Raw genomic sequence first — 19,511 nt, 5'->3', positions numbered from 1 at the left:
AGCAGGTAAATCCGGGTTTAGTCGACTCTGTCCCGCCCATCCACCAAAGCAAGAGCAATAACGCTGAGCAGAGCTACCGCCGCGAACAGGCGATGGCGGTGTGTAGCTGCAACCGCTCGGCTCCGAGTCCCGTCTTCAGTGCTTTGTGAAAGTCTTCTATGAGCCAGCGCGTGGCGTATTGCCACGCCCGTTCGCGCGCCTGGATGAAGCTATCCACTACTCCATCACAGAGAAGCAGCCACTCCAAATCGCTATCTGCTTCCCATACCCGCACGACGCTGACTGCTACGGGCTGACCTTTACCAGTACTGGCCCCTGGGCGCTGCGGGGCGCGCAACGCGAGTAATGGGCTGAAACTGACCTGTAGCGTCACTCGCCGAGTTGGCCGGTCCGGGCGAGAGCGGATGGGCAACCGAAACTGCCCCGCACTGGGCTGGCTGCGGGCGACCGTGAACACGCTCTGGTGGGTACTCACCAAGCCTCGGTCCTGGCAGGCGCGCACCACGAAGCCTAGGCCATGCTGCTGGCAGGTTAATAGGTGCTCGTAGATGTCGGCCCCGCGGTCGGCGACCACCACCCAGCGGCTGCCCGGGGGCGGGGTGCCTACGTGGCGCAGGCTCTGGGTCCACAAACCAGATTCACGGGGCCGGCCCTGCCGGGGCCGGCTGCCGCCGTGAGGATGCGCCCGCTCGGCTGCGGGCACCGGCTGGCGCACATAGTACTGCTGGTCGAGGAGCCCGAGCAGCGCTACGGCCGGACGCGGAGCCGATAAGCTATCTGGACTTCCCGGCCAGCGGGCAGCCACCAGCGAGTGTAGCAGGACGCCCTGCTCGGCGTTTTTGGTGGCGGCTACCGGCCCCAGGCCGGGGCGTGGGCGGGTCGAGTAAGACCAGCGTAGCTGGGTCGTGTCTTCTACCAGCAAATAGGTACCTGGCTGCTGCAACTGCTCGGTAACGTCTTGCCGATGTGGGGCCTGAAGGACATCAGGTGTTATCCCAGGCTGGCCTAACAGCTAATACGCGGCTTTGCTGGCGTAGGCCACGCCCGCGCCCAACTGCGGAATACTCGCCCCAGGCTGCCGTACCCAGCCGGCTACCAGCGTACAGACCGACGTCGGCGACGTACATCGCCCAATTGCACGGTGCCAAACTGCGTCTGTGCCCACTGCTGGGCGTCACAAAACTGATGGGAGAGGCTCGTGATACCCAAACGCACAACCCAGAAAAAGCGCCGGCTTAGGGGCCAGCGCTTTCTGCGTAGGATTTGGGTAAGGACAAGGCCGGATGGTCGGGGCTTTTCTTAGTGGAGTAAGGCTTCTAGGGAGCAGTGCTCACCACAACTAACGCTGGTTTAGCTTGGGCGATTTGTGCCCGCTTACTGGCGTTGGCCACCACCTCGGTCAAGCCGTACGAGAGCCCCGGAATGACGCTCTCCGTGGCAAATCCGCCCTCCAAATAATACTCCTTGCCCGACTCCAGGGGCAGCGCCAATGGAACCGGCTTGCCCGGAGTGAAGACGGGAATTCGCGCCGTGAAGGTAGTAGTACCCGCCGGGAGGCTTACCTGACCGTGACTGTTGCGCCCCAGCTTGCAGACCAGTTTCCCGTCGGCATACACCCGCAGCTTAGGATAGAGAAAGCCATAGATACGATTCTGATAGAAATGCACGGTTGCTGGCTCCTTAATGGGTGCCGAGAGCTGGGCATAGGTGCTGGTAGCAGCCAAGCTGGTTACTAGCAGCGAGCATAGGACTGGTTTCATATCTCGTCAGGGAAGAAGGATAAGGTAGGTAGCTGTAACGAACATACTCACCCTCTTGGTGTAGGGCGAGTGGTAAATCAGCCCCGGCTGGATGATCGGAGCTTTTTGTTGCTGTAAAAGAGTTTGATTACTTAGCTGGCCTTGCTCATTTTCTTGCCGGGTCGAGCGGTGCGCTGGCCTTGGCCCCGGTCCTGGCGCTGCTCATACTTGGCGTACTGATCGGCCGTGAGCCCTTCCTATTCGAGGCCTGTCTTACCTTGGAGGAATGAAACGACTACGCTACTTCTGCCTTTTATTCTTTGTTTTGGCCACTTGTCGGGCATAATGCAAGCCCCCCTCCCCGGCGGTGCGGAACTGTGTGGAGGAGACACTAACTATGGAATTATCTGCTAGAATGGTAAACAAAGATCTCGCGCAGGAGGACCCACATACAGAAGTATACTTCCTTTTATGTGGGTCCTCCTGCGCGAGGCCGTGAAAGCGCTATCGGATTACTCAGCGACTAGCGTCCAACAGCAGCTCCCGTGCACGCAGGCTGCCATCAGCACGTTGGTAGCGAGGGCGCAGCTGGCGGTAACGCTCCAGTACGGGTACTGCTCGGTGGTAGAGTGCCGAGTCGGCATCAGAAGGAGACTGGTCTTTGGGTAGAGCGTACACAAAGTGGCCTTCCCGAGCCGAATGCACCGGTATTTGAAAGAAGCGCCGAGGTACTATCCCTTTCCCCGGTTGTTGCTGCTCTCCCGCCATCACGAAGAAGTCTACAGCGGCTCGGGGATAACCGAAAAGATAGCCATACGCCCGGTAGCGTAAAGGTCGCTCTTCATATTCGATAGTCGCTAAGAGCACGCTAGGCGCCACCTCCGGCGCAAATCCCCACTGCCCAAAGAATTCCTGGTTGGCAGCAATCATCTTCCGCACCCCTGAATGCCGGTACACGTTAATTTGCATGGCGCGTTTGCCGTGATCCGCCATCCGGAACGGCAACAGCACAAAACTTAGATCCGGAAAGTGCAAAGCGTCGACGGCTCGCTGATACCGGGCCAAACGAGCCAATGCAGCTTGCTGCTGGGTGGCGTCGAAGGCCCGGTGGCGGGTAGCGGGCACCGAATCGGGACGCGCCACCGGCAGGTACAAGGTGGTAACGCTGCTCATGGGCTTTAAATCACCCAGTAGGGTATACAACGCTTCATTGTCCAGGGCCAGGGTGAGCAATGAATCCGCCAGCCGCTCGTCAGCAGCGCTTAGAGTGGGCCCACCCATGGAAGGAGCTCGTCGAGAAGACAGGTGAGCGGTCGGCTGACAGGCGCTCAAGAGAAGAGTGGCCGCCAGGACCAAAGAGGGAGTTTTCAAGGGAAAGAAGTAGGCGAAAGTGCCCATCAGGTAGCGTGAGAAAAAGACTAGCGTCCACCGAAAGGCGGGTATGACGCCCAATGGAGGGCAAGAGGAGGCAGTTAAAACAGCCATTCTACCCCCGCGTGCCCCGTAATGCGGTAACCTAAGGCGTCTGTGTTCATATATCGCCCACTCAGGCGCAGGCGCAGGGCGCGTCCATCCGGCAGCCAGTGCTCAGCCGCGCCCCCCAGGCCGACGTAGGCAGCAGACGCCGTTCGGGCCTGAAAATCCGGCCGGGCAACGGCCAGCAGGAAACGGCTGGGGCGAGCCGTCAGAAAGGTCCTGCTTAGCTGAGGCTCATACCCTATGGCTGGCTCCACCATAGCGCCCCAGCGCCCCTGACCGCCCACGCGCCGCTGATACGTCAGCTCGGCCTGCCCCCGACGGCTGTCCCAGCGGGTGAGGGCGGCCAGGTCCTGCATCTGCTGGTCTCGCAGGCCCAAGCGGAGTGTAAAAGCTTGGCGACCAGCTGGTCCGGGCATCACTTGCACCCGCGCGCTGATGTAGTGCTCGTCTTCCAACGCGTTGACAAAGCCAAACAGCGGGTCCGTGCCCCGGCGACGCAGCCACTCATAGTGGCCCTGTACCAGCCAGCGCCCCCAGTTGGTAGGACGCAGCAGACTTAGCTGGCCCGTGGCCGTATGCTCGCGCAGGGTGCCGCCGGGCAGGAGCAAAATGACGGGTAAGTTCTGGTGGGAATTGCGCAGCTCACTGAGCTCCACGGCTGCGTGCCGGTAGCCAGCAGCGAACAGGGCCAGCCAATGACTTCCAGCAGCGCCTATGTACTGGTACTGGCCCTGCCCCTTCCAATGCTGGCCATCTGTCTGCCGCTCCCCCGTCACGATGGGCGTAGCCGAAAACGTACCAAGCCCGCGTAGGCGGTAGACCAGCGGGAATTGATCGGCCTGCTGACCGCTCTCATTCTGCTCCCGAGCCGTGGTGAGCGAAAAACTCAAACCAGCCGCGTGCCGTCCCTTTTGCCACCACACCCCGGGGGCAATAGTCGCTACCCGGCTTAAGAAGTACGGTCGCGGATTGGACTCCCGGGCTCCCTGGCCCGCCTGGTAACCTAGGCCGACTCCCAGGGTAAGGTGGGAACCGAAAGTGCGGGCAACTTCCATATGGGCGCGCAGGTAATCCCGCTGCCAGGTGCCCCCTACAGAATCAGCCCACTGGTAAGGGTTGCCATCAAACGGGTTTTCGTTGTTGGCCCAGCGCACCTGGGTCCCCTCTTGCCGCTCATACCCCGCATTACCGTAGGCGTGCCAGGCCCCCCGGCGGCGGTAGCCATCCGTGGAAAAGCCGCCCGCCAGCTCGCGGCGGGCCTGTTGGGGCCGTCGCCACGAGCCTTCCTGTATCCGGCCGCTAACCTCTAACCGTCCGTAGGCCGGCAGCCTGGCCTGCACCAGGGCCGCCGGGTTGTTTTCTCCCAAACCGGCAACGCTAGCCCCGCTAGGTATAGGATATTGCCAGGCATTGAGTGGAAGCAGCAGGCGACGGTACAGGAGGCTGTCAAACGAGGCGCGCAGGCTATCGGGAGGCGAAAGCGGATGCGCCGTGGCGCCACCGGCCACCAAGGCTACCGGCAGCATCAATGCTGCCGGTAGCCGGCATTGGGTAGCCAGGACACTTAAAGGGAATATCATGCGTGTTGCTGAAAGGCTGTCTCAGGGCACAAGAAGGCCGAATAGCGGAGGTCGCTGGATTAGAATCCCTTGGGGGTAGGCCGGCTCAGCTTTTCAAAATCCTGACCGCTGTTGTTGGTGTCTTTGAGCACGCGGCGGTTGCCCACCGTGGTTTCTACCCGGCGGCGGAAGCTCTCCCCCGCGTACGTATCCGTGGCGAAGACAAAGCCAGCATCCAAGACGGGAGCCAGGCGTTTAAACGAGGAACTGTTGCCATCCCGCAGGGCCTCGAAACCATCCAGAATAAGGCTGTTGGGAACCTTGATGCGGGCAGGCTGGGTGGAGTTAGGAATGGCTACCTGCTGCAGCTGGCTGAAGTTGGTCGTCTTGAAAATGATGATGCCAGGACCGAACACGGTCGTCAGCCAGTCAAAGCCTCCGGTAAAGTACAGACGGGTGAGGTTTGGTACGCCGGGCGCGTCCACATCGGCTCCGTCCGGACGCTCGTTGTAGGTTTCCCAATCAGCCCGTGACAAATCCACGGTGCTCATGGAATTGACGGCCCGGTGGTCGATACCGTCCTGGGCAATGAGAATGCTCTGACCGGGCTGCAACGGGTGCTGGCGGCCAGTGCCCGGAATCTGCCACACGCTGCTTACGTACGTGTGGTTGGCATCATTCTGAAATTCGGTTGGTCGCGTAGTGGGGTTAATCTGCCCCGAGGACCCGTAGACATCCGCAATGCAAAGCGAATCGAGGTAGATAACGCTGGTCGAGTTGTTGTAAATCTCGAAAAACTGATCGGAGAAATAGCTGCCGCCCGTCGGAGTGCGGGAGCCGGTGTAATAGGCCTCCTTGATGACTAGTCCGCCCAAGGGCGAGCCGACCAGTTGCAGTTCTACCGGCGCCGGGCTGGTGCCCGTGCTGACGGATACGCCCGATCGGCTGGCGTTGAGCACCACAGCCCGGGTGATGCCCGTCAGCTGCTGGGCCTGCTGCTCGGTCAGGGAGCGGGTAGCGGCCACCGTGTAGGTGCCCGGCAGAACGTCCGTGAAAGTAGCCCGGCCCAGCCCCGCTGCATCGTCGGTATTGACGGTCTGGCTTTGCCCGTTATCGGTGTTGGTGAGCGTCACGCGAGTTTCCTTGGCCAGCGATTCGCGGTAGTTTTCGGGGTTGCGCACGGTGACTTGCACAGTGGCCGTACGCAGTTCATCTTCGTCGTCGGAGCAGCTGGTAAGCCAGCTAAGGGGGAGCAGGAGCAGCAGTAATAGGTGTTTGCGCATGAGAACGGGAAAAGAGAAAGGTGAAAAAGACAAGTCAAATAGCCGGCCCTACCCTCGGTAGCAGCCCCATAGCTTTAGAGTCGCACGTAAAACTCAGCTCCAAAAAACAGGGGTTCGTTGCGGCGCCGGTAAGCGCCCGTGCGCGGACTCACATAGGCAGGTCGGCTGCTGGGCACGTTATTGGCGTAGAAAGCAAGGCCACTGCCCGCCCGAAACTCTTTGCTTACGCGTAGCGAAAGCAGCCACAAGGCTGGTAGGCGCTCGGGCTGGGTGTAGGTATTGTTGACGGGGCGCTGCAAGTCGGCGTTTTCGGGGGCCACCTGCTCGGCCGGACCAAGGGGTATGTACAGCCCGTCACGGTTCACGTAGCCGCTAGGCAACGGAGTGACCGGCTCCAGCTGATTTTGCTCCCACCATACGGTCTGCACCAGGCCCGTTATCACGCAGCCCACGGTGGGCAGGCGCTGCACCAGGCGCAGGCTGGTGGAAAACCGCTCGGTGCGGTAGCTGCTCCCCCCCGGGTACACGGGTACGCGCTCCGGCACCGTGGTGCCGGTCAGGACCCGGTCGGCATCGGCCAGCGAGCTTTCGTCACGGGAGCGGGTGCGCAGCCAAGCCCCCGAGAGCTGCACCGAAGTACCCAGGCGGGGTAGCTCCGGGGTTTCCAAGACAAATTCTACCCCCACGGTCTGGATGTACTGGGTGAGCGCGGGGCGGTCGTAGGCAGCAAAAAATGTATCGATGCGGGCCGGGTGCGGGTCCAGAATGGGCGGCTGACCAGGGGGCGTGACGGCGGCTTGCAGCACGGCAACGGGTAGGGGCAGCACCATCCGGTTAGTGGCATAGGCCCCGGTAGTTGTTTCGCGGAAGCCGGTAATAGCCAGCCGATACTCGGAGGTGGTAGGGTGCCAGTCCAGGCCTATTTCCTGTTTACGCGCCTGCACAGGGCGATAGTCGGTCAGAGTAGCATCCAGTACGTGGGTTGTCATTACCACTAGGCGCTCGGCCGGGTTGGTGGCGTAGTAGCTGAAGTTGACCAGGTCGATGTAGCGTAGACCGGGGTACAGGAAGTTGAAGGTAGGCGCCTTGGTGAGGTGGCCATAGCCGGCGCGGGCGCGCAGGCCAGGCAGCAGGTCAATGCCCGCATTAAGACGCGGGGCCAGCACCGGCCCGCCGAAGCGCCCGGCCCACGGGTTACGAGGCCCCACGTTATCAAAGCGCAGCCCGCCTTGTAGAGTCAGCTCCCGGGCTCCCAGGGGGAGCACTACCTGGTCTTCGACGTAGTAGGCCACCTGATGCAGGGCGGGAAGTCCGTGGTAGGAACGCGGCCGGTCACCGGCCCGATAGTTCTGGCGGGGCGGGCGGCGCACATCAAATTGCCGGCCTGGCCCCTGGTTGGCATCCGTTCGCCATTCGGAGCCTAGCAACAGTCGGTGCGTCAGGGGCCCGGTCGTAGCGCGCCATTGCCCTTCAAGCCGACCATACAGGTTGGTTTCGCGGCCTTGCACCCGTAGCTTGCTTAGGTAGTCACTCTGCCCGTATTCGGCTACCATCGTGGTGTCGCGGGTAGCGGTAGTCACCGGAAACAGGTCGCGCGTCACGCGCTCTTCCTTATAGGAGTCGCGGGCACTGGTTGTAGCGCTTAGCGTATAGACCAGGCGAAACCGGCTATCGAGGGGCTGCCAAGTACCCCGCGTATTAAGCCGCAGCTGGTGCTCATCGGAGTCGGCGCGGCGCACGCTCACGTTGCTGGCCGCAGTCCGGTAGCCATCCCGGGTAAGAAAGCCCCCCACGCTGGTTGTGGTGCGGAATGTTTCGGCAGCGCCCACTGCCCGGCTCCAGGTGAGCTGCCCGGTCAAGCGGCGGTAGCGGTCTTCGGGACGACGCACATCCGCCGTGGCCGTGGTGAAATCGGCGCTGGCGCTCAGTACCCCGTCCCGACCGGCCAGCCGCCGGCCGCCCCCGGCGGACACCTGGGCCAGGGTAGGGTTAAGGCGCAGGCGCAGCTCAGGCCGATAGGCACCAGCCCGGGTGGTTACCAGCACGGCCCCCGCCGTGAGGTCGCCGTGCCGGGCCGAGGGCACCCCGCGGATAACCTCTACTTCCTCAATGTTGTCGGCGGGTACCTGACGCAGGTCCGGGCCCCGCCCGGCAACCGAAGCAAACGCCGGCTGCGCGCCGGGACTACTATTGAGGATAGCCAGGTCGGTTTGCAGGTTGGCATTGTTGGAGATAGGCGCGCCATCGAGGATAATGGCGGTACCAGCCGCCTGCGCCGCCTCGGCCTGGGTGTCGCGCACGCCACCCGGTGAAGTGGTTACCTGCCGCAGCAGTATCTGTTGCGGGCCACCTAGCGTAGGATTTTGCGCCAACTGGCCGGGTAGCAACTGCAGTACGTCGCGCAGGCTGGCGGGCTGCACATGCTCAATGGCCGAGCGCCCGATGCGGGAGGAAGAGCCCAGCGGCTCCTCGCGGGCGGTTACCGTCACGTCAGGTAGCGCCAGCGATTCGGGGGCCAGCTGCACGACCAGGGTAGTGTCGGTGCGGAGCTTAAAGCTTAGTACCCGCGCCCGGTAACCCAGCTGCGAAATAGTTAGGGTGATAGGGCCGTTGGGCAGGCCAGCCAGCCGGAAGGTACCGGCCGAGGTAGTGGCAGTACCAGTACCCATAGACTGCACAAACACGCTCACCAACTCTAAGGGCCTCCCTGTATCCGTGGCTTCTACGCGGCCCAATACAGCGGAGGTGGTCTGTTGGGCAAAGACCGAGCTAGGCCCGATCACAGTCAGTACAGCTACAATAGGCGGGTACAGCTTCTTTTTCAACCTGATTTATTAAATGCAACTATGATGCAAATAACTAAAATCAGGTTTAGGATTCCTACTGCTCACTGAGTCAGCAAGGGCGACAAGCTATCATATATTACGCCCGAGCAGTAAACCTATCAAGCTCAAATTGCTTTATATCAACTGCTTGAAGTTGTATCTACTCCGTGCAACTCTCTCCTTTAGAGTCATGGATATTATGCAACATATTTGCATATACCGCATCACAAGCAGGTGTTCTGTACCTGAGTATGCCAGGATCCTTTGACCAAGCATCTAAGCGGCAACACGAATACCGCTGGAAAAACAACCGTTAGGCTACTGGGGCCGCGCGGCGGCAATGACGCAGATTCAGCAGATGCGTACCCAGCAGTCCCACGGAGGTGCCATACTGTGCCAACTCCATCCAGGGGTAGGCGTCAGCCAGGAGGATGGTCACTGCGAACAAAGTAAAAAAAGCCCACAGCGCTGCCTTCAGCCGCCAAGCAGTCAACCGCCAAGTGGCACCTACCACCAGTACGCCGCTAACCAACAGAAACAAGAGGTCCCACAGCGGATCGGGCTCTTGCTTCTGTCCGCTCCACCAAGCCAGCAGCAAGGGGCCGGCGGCACAGTGCAGCAAGCACAGCATGGCATTGAGCATACCGCCGTAGTCAGCCCACGCCCGAGATGAATATCCTTTCATCCTGCAAAGATAGAAACCGGGTCTTTGATTGCAACAATGATGCATTTGAAGACCCGGCTTCTTTGCTTTCTACGCTTTGACTTTGCTTTCCATTAGCAGAAGCCACCTGTCCATCCGGATGGCTTGCCCCTGTGAACGATGAATTCTACCTTGAAAGCAACTCCTCACCTATGGCATGCTTGCCGCATTATGCTTGCTGCCTGCTATCTGTGTATAGTGGTAGCGGGCATCGCATAAAGGTATAGGCGGCACTCTGAATTTTTCGTTACGGGATGCCTCCTGCAACAACGCTTTACATGCCTGCCCCACCGCTCCGACCGTGCTGTTGCCCAGCCTGTTGGATGCGCTGCTTAACTACTTGACGCTGCACTTCCTGCTCTAGCAGCGGGTTTAAACTTGTGTCCGTCCAATAATCGGCCGGTTTATGGTTCCTTTTAGCACCCCGCTCTACGGCCCCGAAAACGCGGGTTTTCGGGGCCGTTTGGTGCAGTGTTCACTATGACCAAGAAACCGGCTCTTTGGGAACAAGAACCCCTATGAGCTATAGGGGTAGCGCAAGAGTAGGAACAGAAATTTCTGTTAGGCAAATCTGAGCAGAACCAGCGCCTCAAAAAACGCCCGTTTTAACGCTATTAAGGCAGTTTTTAAGCAAAGTAAGTTCTGGCCTGGCTCGAACAGGCATAGCTAGTAGCTACTCCCTTTTTTTATAGTATCAATCCCTAGCCTTGATTCATGGCCGCAAAGGCCTCGGCTGGCGCAGCACGGTGCAGCTCGTAGAACTGAGCCGTTTGACCAACCAAAATTTCGGTAATATCCTGCTCCAGGCCCGCTACCAACTCGGTGGCCACCTGCCGCGGCGGAATGCCGTTTTCACCCCCGACTTTCGTCGTAAAGTCAGTGTTCACCAGCGGCGGGAACAACTCGAATACTTTCACTTGTGTGGTTTGGGCCAGCGTGTGGCGTAAGGACTGGGTGTAAGAGTGCAACGCCGCTTTGCTGGCCGCATAGGTAGGCATGACGGCCGCAGGTGCAAATACTACAATGGAAGTCACGTTGACGATGGCCGCCTCGGGCTGGCGGGTCAGGAGCGGCAGGAGTAGTTCGGTCAGTCGAATGGTGCCCAGGTAGTTAGCGGCCATTTCTTCCCCCGCTTTGGTCGCCGCGTCGGCCCCGACACCCAACTGGTAGACGTTGCCATGCCCGGCGTTGTTGATGAGCACGCTCAGGTCGCTGAACTCGGCTTCGAGCCGGCGCACCAGCGCGGCAACAGATGCTGCATCCGTCAGGTCGGAGGCAATAGCCGTAACACCGGGTAGCTGCGCCACTGCTTGCTGCAAGCGGGCTTCACTACGGCCGGTGATGAGGAGGCGGTTGCCTTTTTCGAGCAGGAGTTGCGCCGTAGCCAGGCCGATACCAGAGCCGCCGCCCGTGACGAGGATGGTTTTATTGGAAATGTTCATAGTGGTTGAAAAATGGGTGAAAGAGTACTAAATAGACTTTTTGGTCTATTATTGAAAATAAATTTAAGTGGCCAAGGCAGTCAACAAACAGTTGTTAAAAGACCGAAAGGTCTATTTTGAAAGCTAAAAAAGCCTACCCGAGCGAGTAAGCATCCAGTTCCTCTTTGAGGGTTTTAATCAGCCGGCGCATGGGCTGGCTGCTAGCCAGCACCCGGCAAATAACGGTAGCGCCCTCCACTGCGACGTACATCTTGAAGGCAAAATCCTCGGCCTTAAGCGTAGCGGCAAATTCGCCCTGGTCAATGCCTGCCTGCAAAATGGCCGTAAAATTGGCTTGCGTGGCTTGCATCACGGCCCCCACTTTCTGCTTTACGGCGGGGTTGTTGTCGTCGGCTTCTACGGCCAGGTTGAAGATGGGGCAGCCGCCCACGATGGCCATATCCAGCGGGTCTTGGCACGAGTCCAGATAGGCAAATATCCGGCCCTTGGCCGTGGTTGCCGCACTCATGACACCCTGGATGCAGCTGACACTCTTGTCTAAGAGAAAGTCAACCGTTTGGGCCGAGAGGTCGTCTTTGTTTTCAAAGTGACTGTAGAGACACCCTTTCGCTACTTTGGCCGCCTGCAAGATGTCATCAATGGTTGTACCGGCGATGCCCTTCTGGTTGAACAAAGGGGCCGCCTGCTCGATGATGTTTTGCTTGGTTCGCTCGGCTTTGCGCATGGTGAGGACGGATTGGTGGTGTAAATATAGACTAAAAGGTCTTATTTAAAAATTGCTTTCCTTCTTTCCCGTTTGCTGGCGAACTACAGCAGCATGCCCTCGAAATAGGACCCCTCACCGGCGAAGTACCACGCCGGCAGTGCCCCAAACGGCAGTCGAAACCCGTACATATTCCAAGAATGGGGTTAAAACAACGATTATGTTTAGTGGAGTTTCTGCGAAAAGAGTCCGCCCGCTGCGGGCCGTTTTCCCTTTCCTGTCCCAGTAGAGTGCCATCGATAGTTGCAAGCAATTTGGTACTATTGCGTTTAACTGTTTCTACCTAACTTCAGCAGCTAAGAATATGGGACGTATCATCGTCTACCTAACCCGACAGTTGATAGGCATAGCAAAAGGGCTTGCTCTCAGTATGGGCTTCCCTAATCCGTAGCAAGGATTCCAACGCCACAGGAGAATCTAAACCGACAACTCGTTAGCCTTTTCCGCAATCCAGGCGCACCTGCGGCCCCTCGTTTGTTGAGTGCCAGCGGGGCGGGTGTACTACGTGGTTGAATTGCCCTGTCGCGGCAGCTGCTCAGGGCCGGAGTAGAGACAGTTAAAGCGGCCCGCCCAGTCTTCAAAAATTGGGGCCAGGCGGACCACTCCCGTAAAAGCTACGCGTGGGCTGGTTCGGCGGCGGTGGCGTGCGACAGGGCTTGCCAGGTCACCATGTCTGCCTGTAGGCTCCTGATCTTCGCCTCGGCCAGGCCGTAGGCGTCAGCGCCCAGCAGCAGATGCACGGGCGGATTGGGCGCTGCGACCATCCGAATCAGGGCCGCGGCGCCTTTCGCGGGGTCCCCGAGCTGGGAGTTGGCTTCCCGCACCTGCTCGTGGTACGCTTCATTGTCGCGCACTACCTGGTACGCCGGTAGTTTGTCGGCGGCCAGCTTCAGGGAGCCGGACTGCAGGAAGTTGGTGCGGAAATAGCCGGGCGCCACCACCGTTACTTTCACCCCGAACGGAGCGACCTCTGCGGCCAGAGCTTCGGAGAGGCCTTCGACCGCAAACTTGGTGGCGCAGTACACGCCCCAACCGGGGAAGCCGCCCTGAATGCCGGCAATAGAGGAAAAGTTGACGATGTGCCCCCGCTGTTGCTGGCGTAGCTGCGGCATGGCCTGGCGAATGACGTTGAGCGTGGCAAACACGTTGATATCGAAGTTTTCGCGGGCCTCGGCGTCGGTTACTTCTTCCAGGCTGCCCAACTGCCCGTAGCCGGCATTGTTGACCACTACATCCAGGCGGCCGAACTGCCGCACAGTGGCCGTAATGGCTTCGCCTACGCGGGCTTCGGCCGTCAGCTCCACGGCCAGCGGCAGGAAGCTGGAAGATTCGGAGCCGACGGCGGCGCGCAGCTCCTTGACGTCGCGGGAAGTGGCGGCTACCTGGTGGCCTTGAGCCAGCAGTTGTTTTACCAGCTCGAGTCCGAAGCCTTTAGAGGCCCCGGTGATAAACCAGACTTGCGGATTGTGTGCGTGGGTGTCCATGCGGGGGGATGGTTGAAATGAGGGTTTGCGCGTTAATTCGAGCAACTCGATTAACGACAGCAAAGGTCGGGTACCCACCCAGGCAGGAGCTTATGAGATTCAAGCCGATGCTTATGAAATTCAAACCCGCCGGAAAACCGAGGGGACTAGGCCAGTGTGCTTCTTGAAGAAGTAGTTGAAGTTGGCGGGCTCGTCAAAGCCGAGGCTGTAGCCGACTTCGGCAATATTCCAGTCGGTGTGCCGGAGCAGAGCCCGGGCTTCGCCGGCCAGGCGCTCAGCAATGTGGTCCGTAGTGGTTTTGCCGGTCGTATCGCGCACGCAGCGGTTGAGATGATTGACGTGCACGGCTAACTGCCGGGCAAAGTCGCTGGCCGAGCGCAGAGCAAGGCGCTGGGTGGGGGACTCGATGGGAAACTGCCGCTCGAGAAGCTCCAGAAATACGGACGTCAGGCGTGATTTGGCATCGGGGTGCTGGTAGCGGGCCTCGGTGGGTCGCAGCTTGAGGGCGTAGTGAATCAGTTCCGACGCGTAGCTGCGCAGCAATTCGTATTTAAGGGGATAGTCGGAGTGAAGCTCGGCCAGCATTTTCTCATACAGGGCACTTACCGCTTCGTCTTGCGCGGCCGTGAGAGGGAAAGCGGGGGTGCTGCCGGGCTGAAACAGCGGCAGTTCTGTCAGGGGCGGGGTGCCCCAACCGTGAAAGAACGCTTCGCGGAATATGCAGAAAAAGCCAGTTGTGTCTTCCGAGAGCGGCTGCCAGGTGTAGGGCACCTGGGGGTTGAAAAATAACAGCGTCGGCCCGGTTATTTCCAAGCTTTTGTCGGCGTAGTGATACGCGTTGCGGCCGCGGATGAGGGTGATTTTATAAAAATCGCGGCGGCTGTACTGTACTGGCTCCGCGCTGGGGGCCAGCACGTCTTCTAGTCGGAATACATTGACTTGCCCCCGCTCCAGGGGCCTGGCCGGGGGGAGCTCCTGAAAATGGTGCTGATAAAATTCGGCCAGGCTTTCGGGCTTTGACATAGAGCAAAGTTATCAAATTCAAGCCTCTGGCGTACGGCGGCTTTTAGCTGCCTTACCCCAGCTTTTAACCAATCCTCCCAGTTGTACAGCGTACGAAAGGGAATGACCTAGAGTCAGCACCCCCGCCAGGGTGGCATGTACACCTGACTCCAGCATAAAACACCACTTTTCCCTTAGAGCCGGGAGCGTGCGATACGCGCTTGCGTGTTGGGCAGCACCAATTCAAGCACCGCACCCAGCAGCAACACAATGCTGCCACCGGCTTCCGGCCAAAAAGAACTCGGTAAACGGCGCACCAGTAGGCGAACGAGAGGGGTGCTACCCATGGGTAGGGAGAGTATACTACCCTAGCTAGGGGTAGCATCACCGCGGAGATAGAATACAGGACTGTAGTACGGTAGTCAGACTATGGGGCAATCAAAATGCAGGACTGCTCAGCAGCCTGTTTACTTGGCAAGTATCCGCCGATGTGGTAGTCGTGCTGAATCCTGTGGAGTGTATCACTAAGCTTACCCGTTTTAATGGCTGCCTACCATCCAAGGTTTCCACGCGGCCCGGTACCATAGGCTTCTCCATAGACCAAGCAGGACTAATACGGCTACAATACATGGTGCTACGGAAGTATCAACTTAGTTTGTTAAATGCAACTATGATGCAAATTTCTTTGATCCTGGTTAGCTTTGCGAGTAGTTGACTAGTCTTATGGGCGTGCCGACTACCATTGGCTCCCGGTTGAGTAGTCGTGATGGTAGCATTAACAGTAGTACCTGGAAGTTGGGTAGCTAATCATCGCCTGTTGCACGCTGGATACCAAGGCAGTCAAATGCGCAAATAGCAATGCGCGCCGCTGTACTCCCCAGAGAGTTCTGTTTCAGTGGAGGCAATAACCACTTCAACAGTCCTCCGTCACGGAGGCTTATACTCGAAGTAGTCTACACCGGGTGACTACTCAACCATTCACTCGTAACCTTTTTCTTTTGTTTAGAAAGACCATAATGCCCAGTATCGTTTGTAGGGTAAGTATCGTGGCAGCACTGGTCTGCTCCGGTTCTACGAGCCTGAGGGCCCAGGATGTCCTTACGCTACCTCCTACCCTGCCGTGGTCCGGCAAGAGCGAACGATTGATTGTTAAGTCAGATCATGCCTGGATCACGCCGGCAGAAGCAGCTGGCTTTCAAACCACCCCACGCTACGCCGAGGTCCGGTCCTGGCTGGAACGGCTCGACGCGGCTTCCCCCCTTATCACCCTGCAGACCTTCGGCCGCACGGGGGAAGGCCGCGACCTGCTGTACGTGCGCGCTAGCAAGGGCGGCGCGTCCAAGCCGGTCGTGCTGGTGCAGGCGGGCATCCACTCGGGCGAGATTGATGGCAAGGATGCCGGGCTGATGCTGCTGCGCGACATAGCATTGCGCGGCAAGGATGACCTGCTGGACCGGGTTGATCTGGTGTTCGTGCCCATTTATAACATCGACGGTCACGAGCAGATGAGTCCGTGGAACTTTGTGCATGTGCGTGGCCCGGCCGAGAAAGGGCGGGATGCCAACGCCCGCAACATTGACCTGAACCGGGACTACGGAAAGGCGGATGCGCCGGAAACGCGCGCAATGATCGGGCTGCTCCGCGCGCTGGATCCCCTGCTCTATATTGATTGCCACGTCAGCGAAGGCTTCGATATGCAGTACGACGTGACCTTCACTTACGCGGGCTGGGGCACGTATGCGCGCCACCGGGCTACCGCCGACTGGCTGCAAGGTCGCTTTGGCCCGGCCGTCATGCAGGCGCTTACCAAGGCGGGGCATACGCCCACGATATACCCCAGCCCGATCGATACGCGCGAGCCAACTAAAGGTATTCGCTACAGCCCCGAAGGCCCGCGCTACTCCACCGGTTACGGCGATTTCATCAGTGTGCCGACCGTGCTGGTCGAGAACCACATGCTCAAGCCCTACCGCCAGCGGGTGCTGGGCACCTACGTACTGCTGGAAGCGGCCCTGAAACTTGCGGCGCAGGATGCCGGCCGTATTGCCGCGGCCAAGGCCGCGGATCGGGCGAGCCGTCCGGTGGAGCTGCTCACCCGCTGGACCCCGGCTCCTCAGCCCATCGGCTGGATCGAGCAGTTCAAGGGAATAGCCTTCGACACCTATCTGTCGCCGGCATCGGGTCGGCTGGAGCAGCACTGGCTTGGCCGGCCAATTACGTTTCGCATGCCCATCATCGGCCAGCAGCCTACCGAGACGGTGCGCTTACCCAAGGCCTGGTGGGTGCCCGCTGCGCAAACGGAGGTACTTGACCGCCTGCGCCTGCACGGCATCACGTTTGAGACGCTAGCGGCTCCGCGTACGCTGCAAGTGGATCAGGTGCGGCTGGTGGCACCCCGGCTGTTGCAGCCTAATGAAGGCCGCGTACCGATGACGGCCACCTTCCGGCACCAGCTGGCGGAGCAGACGATGCCGGCAGGCAGCGTGCGTGTGCCCGCCGATCAGCCCAATGGGCTGCTGGCCGCCGCGCTGCTGGAGCCGGAATGCCAGGACTCGTTCCTGGCCTGGGGATTCTTTCCCGAGATGCTGGCCCCCGCGCCCAGCACCGATGCCTTCGTGCTGGCCGCACTGGGCGAGCGCCTGCTGGCAACTGATCCGGCACTGAAGGCAGAATTTGAGGCCAAGCTCCGCGCCGATTCCGCCTTTGCCGCCGACCCGGACGCGCGGCTTGCCTGGCTCTACGAGCACGCCGGGCCAGGCCACCCCTACCCCTTGCGCTACCCCATTGCTCGCGAGCTGAATTAAAGAAGAGGGAGCGACCCAGTTGATCTTTACTGCTCCCGCCAGGCTAACCGGCGAAGCAGATGCGAATGTCTGGGACGCGAGTCTACACTAGATGAACTCACTGATCAGGCGGCGAGGGAAATCAGTGTCTGCTTCCGTACGATGCGTACACAGCGCCAACTACTTCTTTTGACGGTTCGGTTTCGCTCCCTTAGCTGAACATTAGGTTCAGCTAAGGGAGCGAATTCAGCTAAAGCAGCTTGCAGTTGCCCAAAAGCTGCATGATCAGGCTATTATGCGGCAATACCCAGCCAGCGCGGGTGGACCCGATAGCTCAACGCTAGGCGTCAACTCACCCTGGGCTATCAGGAAAGGCAATTGTCCGTAAACTGGGCCATTGTTCACTTTCGTTTGCCTGCATGTCTCATTCGCCTGCTTCAACTTTACATACCCACCTCACCGCCGCCGGCACGCTCGTCGCCCTGGGCATCGTCTACGGTGACATTGGCACTTCCCCGCTCTATACAGTCCGTGGGGTATTCGTAACGCAGCCCATCACCGAAACCGTGGTGCTGGGTACGATTAGCAGTATTATCTGGACGCTCACTTTGCTCACCACCGTGAAGTATGTGTTCATTGCGTTGCGCGCCGACAACCACGGCGAGGGCGGCATTCTGGCCCTGTACGCCCGGCTGCGACGGTTACCGGTGCGCTACCTCTACCTGCCAGCCATTATTGGGGCAGCAGCCCTGCTGGCCGACGGCATCATTACTCCGCCCATTTCGGTCGCTTCGGCCATTGAGGGGCTACGCATGGTATGGCCAGGACTGAACACGGTGCCCATCGTGCTGGCCATTCTGGCCGCCTTGTTCGCGTTTCAGCAGTTCGGCACCCAGGTTATCGGTCGGCTCTTCGGGCCGGTCATGCTGGTGTTTTTTTCCATGCTGGCCGTGCTGGGTGTTTCGCACCTGGTGCAGGAGCCGAGCATTCTGCGCGCTTTGAGCCCGCACTACGCCTTGGTGATGCTCACGCAGGTGCCGGGCGCGTTCTGGCTGTTGGGCTCCATCTTCCTGTGCAGCACCGGCGCGGAGGCCCTGTATGCTGACATGGGTCACGTAGGCCGCAAGAACATCTACCTGTCCTGGGGTTTCGTCAAGACCTGCCTTGTGCTCAATTACCTGGGTCAGGGGGCCTGGCTGCTGCAGCACCAGGGTGCCCCACTGGGCGAACAAAACCTGTTTTTCCTGCTCATCCCGAAGTGGGCCTTGCTGCCGGCTATCGGTCTGTGCACACTGGCTACCATAATTGCCTCGCAGGCGCTGATTTCGGGCTCCTTTACGCTGGTTATCGAGGCCCTGCGGCTGCGGTTCTGGCCCAAGGTGCTCGTCAACTACCCCACCGAGCTGCGCGGCCAAGCCTACGTGCCTTCCTTGAACTGGCTGCTGTGCGCCGGCTGCGTGGGCGTGGTGCTTTACTTCCGTGAGTCAGGCAACATGGAGGCGGCCTTCGGACTGGCCGTGACAGTAACGATGCTGATGACTACGGCCCTGCTGGCTTACTACCTGCGCATGCGGCGCGTCGGCTGGCTGTGGATCGTGGGACTGATTGGGCTGTACGTGGTGATTGAGGGCTCCTTCCTGACGGCCAACCTGGCCAAGTTCACCCACGGCGGCTGGCTGTCGGTACTGCTGGCGGGCGTGCTGCTGCTGGTGATGCTGAGCTGGATTGTGGGCCAGCGCATCCGCAACGAACTGACTGAGTTTACCCCGCTGGCCGACTACCTACCCCTGCTCAAGCAGCTCAGCAACGACGATTCCGTGCCGCGCTACGCCACCCACCTAGTGTATTTGACCAAATCAGAAAATCCGCGGCAGGTGGAAAACGGTATCATCCACAGCATCTTTAAGCGCCGCCCCAAGCGGGCCGACGTGTACTACCTCGTGCACGTGCACACCACCGACGACCCCTATACCCGTCGCTACCACGTGGAGCACATCCTGCCCGACGAGTTGGTGCGCATCGACTTCTACCTTGGCTTCCGCGTCGACCACGCCCTGAACTACATGTTCCGGCAGGTTGTCACGGAGCTGGTGCAGAACCAGGAAGTTGACATCACCTCGCGCTATGAAAGTCTACGCGGGCAGGAAATGGCCGGCGACTTTCAGTTTGTCATTCTCAACAAAACCCTTCCCTACGAATACCTGCTGCGCGGCTGGCAGCGGCTGGCTCTGCGCCTGCACGGGTGGCTGAAAGGACTCGGCGCTTCTGAAACGGAAAGCTTCGGTCTCGATAACAGCACGTACACCATTGAAAACGTGCCCCTGCATATGCCGCCGCGTCCTGAGCTGCATCTACAGCGCGATTAACACCTAAGGGCGGCGATTTTTTACTTGAAAAGGCATTGGCTGCTCTTTGGCTAGGGGCGCAAGCAGCAAAGCATTGCGGTTGC

Annotated in this window: 13 protein-coding genes; 2 read left to right on the top strand and 11 right to left on the bottom strand. The window is 59.6% G+C overall.

What is annotated here, in order from left to right; translation table 11 throughout:
- Positions 1-73: 73 nt before the first annotated feature.
- The 11 genes from DNI29_RS21830 to DNI29_RS21780 all read right to left on the bottom strand — a co-directional run bounded on the left by DNI29_RS21830 (position 74) and on the right by DNI29_RS21780 (position 14,300).
- Entirely contained in the window at positions 74-994 is a 921-nt protein-coding gene (locus DNI29_RS21830; protein WP_262510239.1) for an IS4 family transposase, read from the bottom strand.
- A gap of 322 nt (positions 995-1,316) precedes the next feature.
- On the bottom strand, positions 1,317-1,760 hold the full coding sequence (locus tag DNI29_RS21825) for a hypothetical protein (RefSeq protein WP_110980271.1): 444 nt from the start codon (positions 1,758-1,760) through the stop codon (positions 1,317-1,319).
- 495 nt (positions 1,761-2,255) lie between these two features.
- Positions 2,256-3,110, bottom strand: coding sequence for a hypothetical protein (locus DNI29_RS21820; protein ID WP_123823373.1), 855 nt, complete (start codon positions 3,108-3,110; stop codon positions 2,256-2,258).
- 101 nt (positions 3,111-3,211) lie between these two features.
- Positions 3,212-4,798: a DUF6850 family outer membrane beta-barrel protein gene (locus DNI29_RS21815; RefSeq protein ID WP_123823372.1), complete on the bottom strand. Its 1,587-nt coding sequence runs from the start codon at positions 4,796-4,798 to the stop codon at positions 3,212-3,214.
- 59 nt (positions 4,799-4,857) lie between these two features.
- The gene (locus DNI29_RS21810; RefSeq protein ID WP_110980268.1) at positions 4,858-6,060 is read right to left on the bottom strand and encodes a DUF4876 domain-containing protein; all 1,203 of its coding nucleotides are present in this window, start codon (positions 6,058-6,060) and stop codon (positions 4,858-4,860) included.
- Positions 6,061-6,134: 74 nt separating this feature from the next.
- Entirely contained in the window at positions 6,135-8,843 is a 2,709-nt protein-coding gene (locus tag DNI29_RS21805) for a carboxypeptidase-like regulatory domain-containing protein (protein WP_238388180.1), read from the bottom strand.
- A 355-nt stretch (positions 8,844-9,198) separates the two neighbouring features.
- Positions 9,199-9,570, bottom strand: a complete 372-nt coding sequence (locus DNI29_RS21800) for a MerC domain-containing protein (RefSeq protein WP_162303703.1) — start codon at positions 9,568-9,570, stop codon at positions 9,199-9,201.
- Between the two features lie 719 nt (positions 9,571-10,289).
- The gene (locus DNI29_RS21795; protein ID WP_110980265.1) at positions 10,290-11,030 is read right to left on the bottom strand and encodes an SDR family oxidoreductase; all 741 of its coding nucleotides are present in this window, start codon (positions 11,028-11,030) and stop codon (positions 10,290-10,292) included.
- A 133-nt stretch (positions 11,031-11,163) separates the two neighbouring features.
- On the bottom strand, positions 11,164-11,754 hold the full coding sequence (locus tag DNI29_RS21790; protein ID WP_110980264.1) for a TetR/AcrR family transcriptional regulator: 591 nt from the start codon (positions 11,752-11,754) through the stop codon (positions 11,164-11,166).
- A gap of 653 nt (positions 11,755-12,407) precedes the next feature.
- Positions 12,408-13,277: an SDR family NAD(P)-dependent oxidoreductase gene (locus tag DNI29_RS21785; RefSeq protein ID WP_110980263.1), complete on the bottom strand. Its 870-nt coding sequence runs from the start codon at positions 13,275-13,277 to the stop codon at positions 12,408-12,410.
- Positions 13,278-13,397: 120 nt separating this feature from the next.
- Positions 13,398-14,300 carry a helix-turn-helix domain-containing protein gene (locus DNI29_RS21780; RefSeq protein WP_110980262.1) on the bottom strand — a complete coding sequence of 301 codons (903 nt, stop codon included), beginning with the start codon at positions 14,298-14,300 and terminating at the stop codon, positions 13,398-13,400.
- A gap of 995 nt (positions 14,301-15,295) precedes the next feature.
- On the opposite strand from DNI29_RS21780, the gene DNI29_RS21775 reads away from it, so the two are divergent.
- Together DNI29_RS21775 and DNI29_RS21770 are read left to right on the top strand one after the other, a co-directional pair.
- Positions 15,296-17,083 carry a M14 family metallopeptidase gene (locus DNI29_RS21775; RefSeq protein ID WP_110980261.1) on the top strand — a complete coding sequence of 596 codons (1,788 nt, stop codon included), beginning with the start codon at positions 15,296-15,298 and terminating at the stop codon, positions 17,081-17,083.
- A gap of 398 nt (positions 17,084-17,481) precedes the next feature.
- Positions 17,482-19,428: a KUP/HAK/KT family potassium transporter gene (locus DNI29_RS21770; protein ID WP_110980260.1), complete on the top strand. Its 1,947-nt coding sequence runs from the start codon at positions 17,482-17,484 to the stop codon at positions 19,426-19,428.
- Positions 19,429-19,511 lie beyond the last annotated feature (83 nt).

This window comes from Hymenobacter sediminis (assembly GCF_003231285.1).
Classification (GTDB): domain Bacteria; phylum Bacteroidota; class Bacteroidia; order Cytophagales; family Hymenobacteraceae; genus Hymenobacter; species Hymenobacter sediminis.
This window is presented reverse-complemented; position numbering and strand designations above follow the sequence as displayed.

Coding starts and splice junctions, on each gene's coding strand:
- DNI29_RS21780 (WP_110980262.1), bottom strand. CDS start 14,300: ATGTCAAAGCCCGAAAGCCTGGCCGAATTTTATCAGCACCATTTTCAG.
- DNI29_RS21775 (WP_110980261.1), top strand. CDS start 15,296: ATGCCCAGTATCGTTTGTAGGGTAAGTATCGTGGCAGCACTGGTCTGC.
- DNI29_RS21810 (WP_110980268.1), bottom strand. CDS start 6,060: ATGCGCAAACACCTATTACTGCTGCTCCTGCTCCCCCTTAGCTGGCTT.
- DNI29_RS21825 (WP_110980271.1), bottom strand. CDS start 1,760: ATGAAACCAGTCCTATGCTCGCTGCTAGTAACCAGCTTGGCTGCTACC.
- DNI29_RS21790 (WP_110980264.1), bottom strand. CDS start 11,754: ATGCGCAAAGCCGAGCGAACCAAGCAAAACATCATCGAGCAGGCGGCC.
- DNI29_RS21800 (WP_162303703.1), bottom strand. CDS start 9,570: ATGAAAGGATATTCATCTCGGGCGTGGGCTGACTACGGCGGTATGCTC.
- DNI29_RS21815 (WP_123823372.1), bottom strand. CDS start 4,798: ATGATATTCCCTTTAAGTGTCCTGGCTACCCAATGCCGGCTACCGGCA.
- DNI29_RS21785 (WP_110980263.1), bottom strand. CDS start 13,277: ATGGACACCCACGCACACAATCCGCAAGTCTGGTTTATCACCGGGGCC.
- DNI29_RS21770 (WP_110980260.1), top strand. CDS start 17,482: ATGTCTCATTCGCCTGCTTCAACTTTACATACCCACCTCACCGCCGCC.
- DNI29_RS21795 (WP_110980265.1), bottom strand. CDS start 11,030: ATGAACATTTCCAATAAAACCATCCTCGTCACGGGCGGCGGCTCTGGT.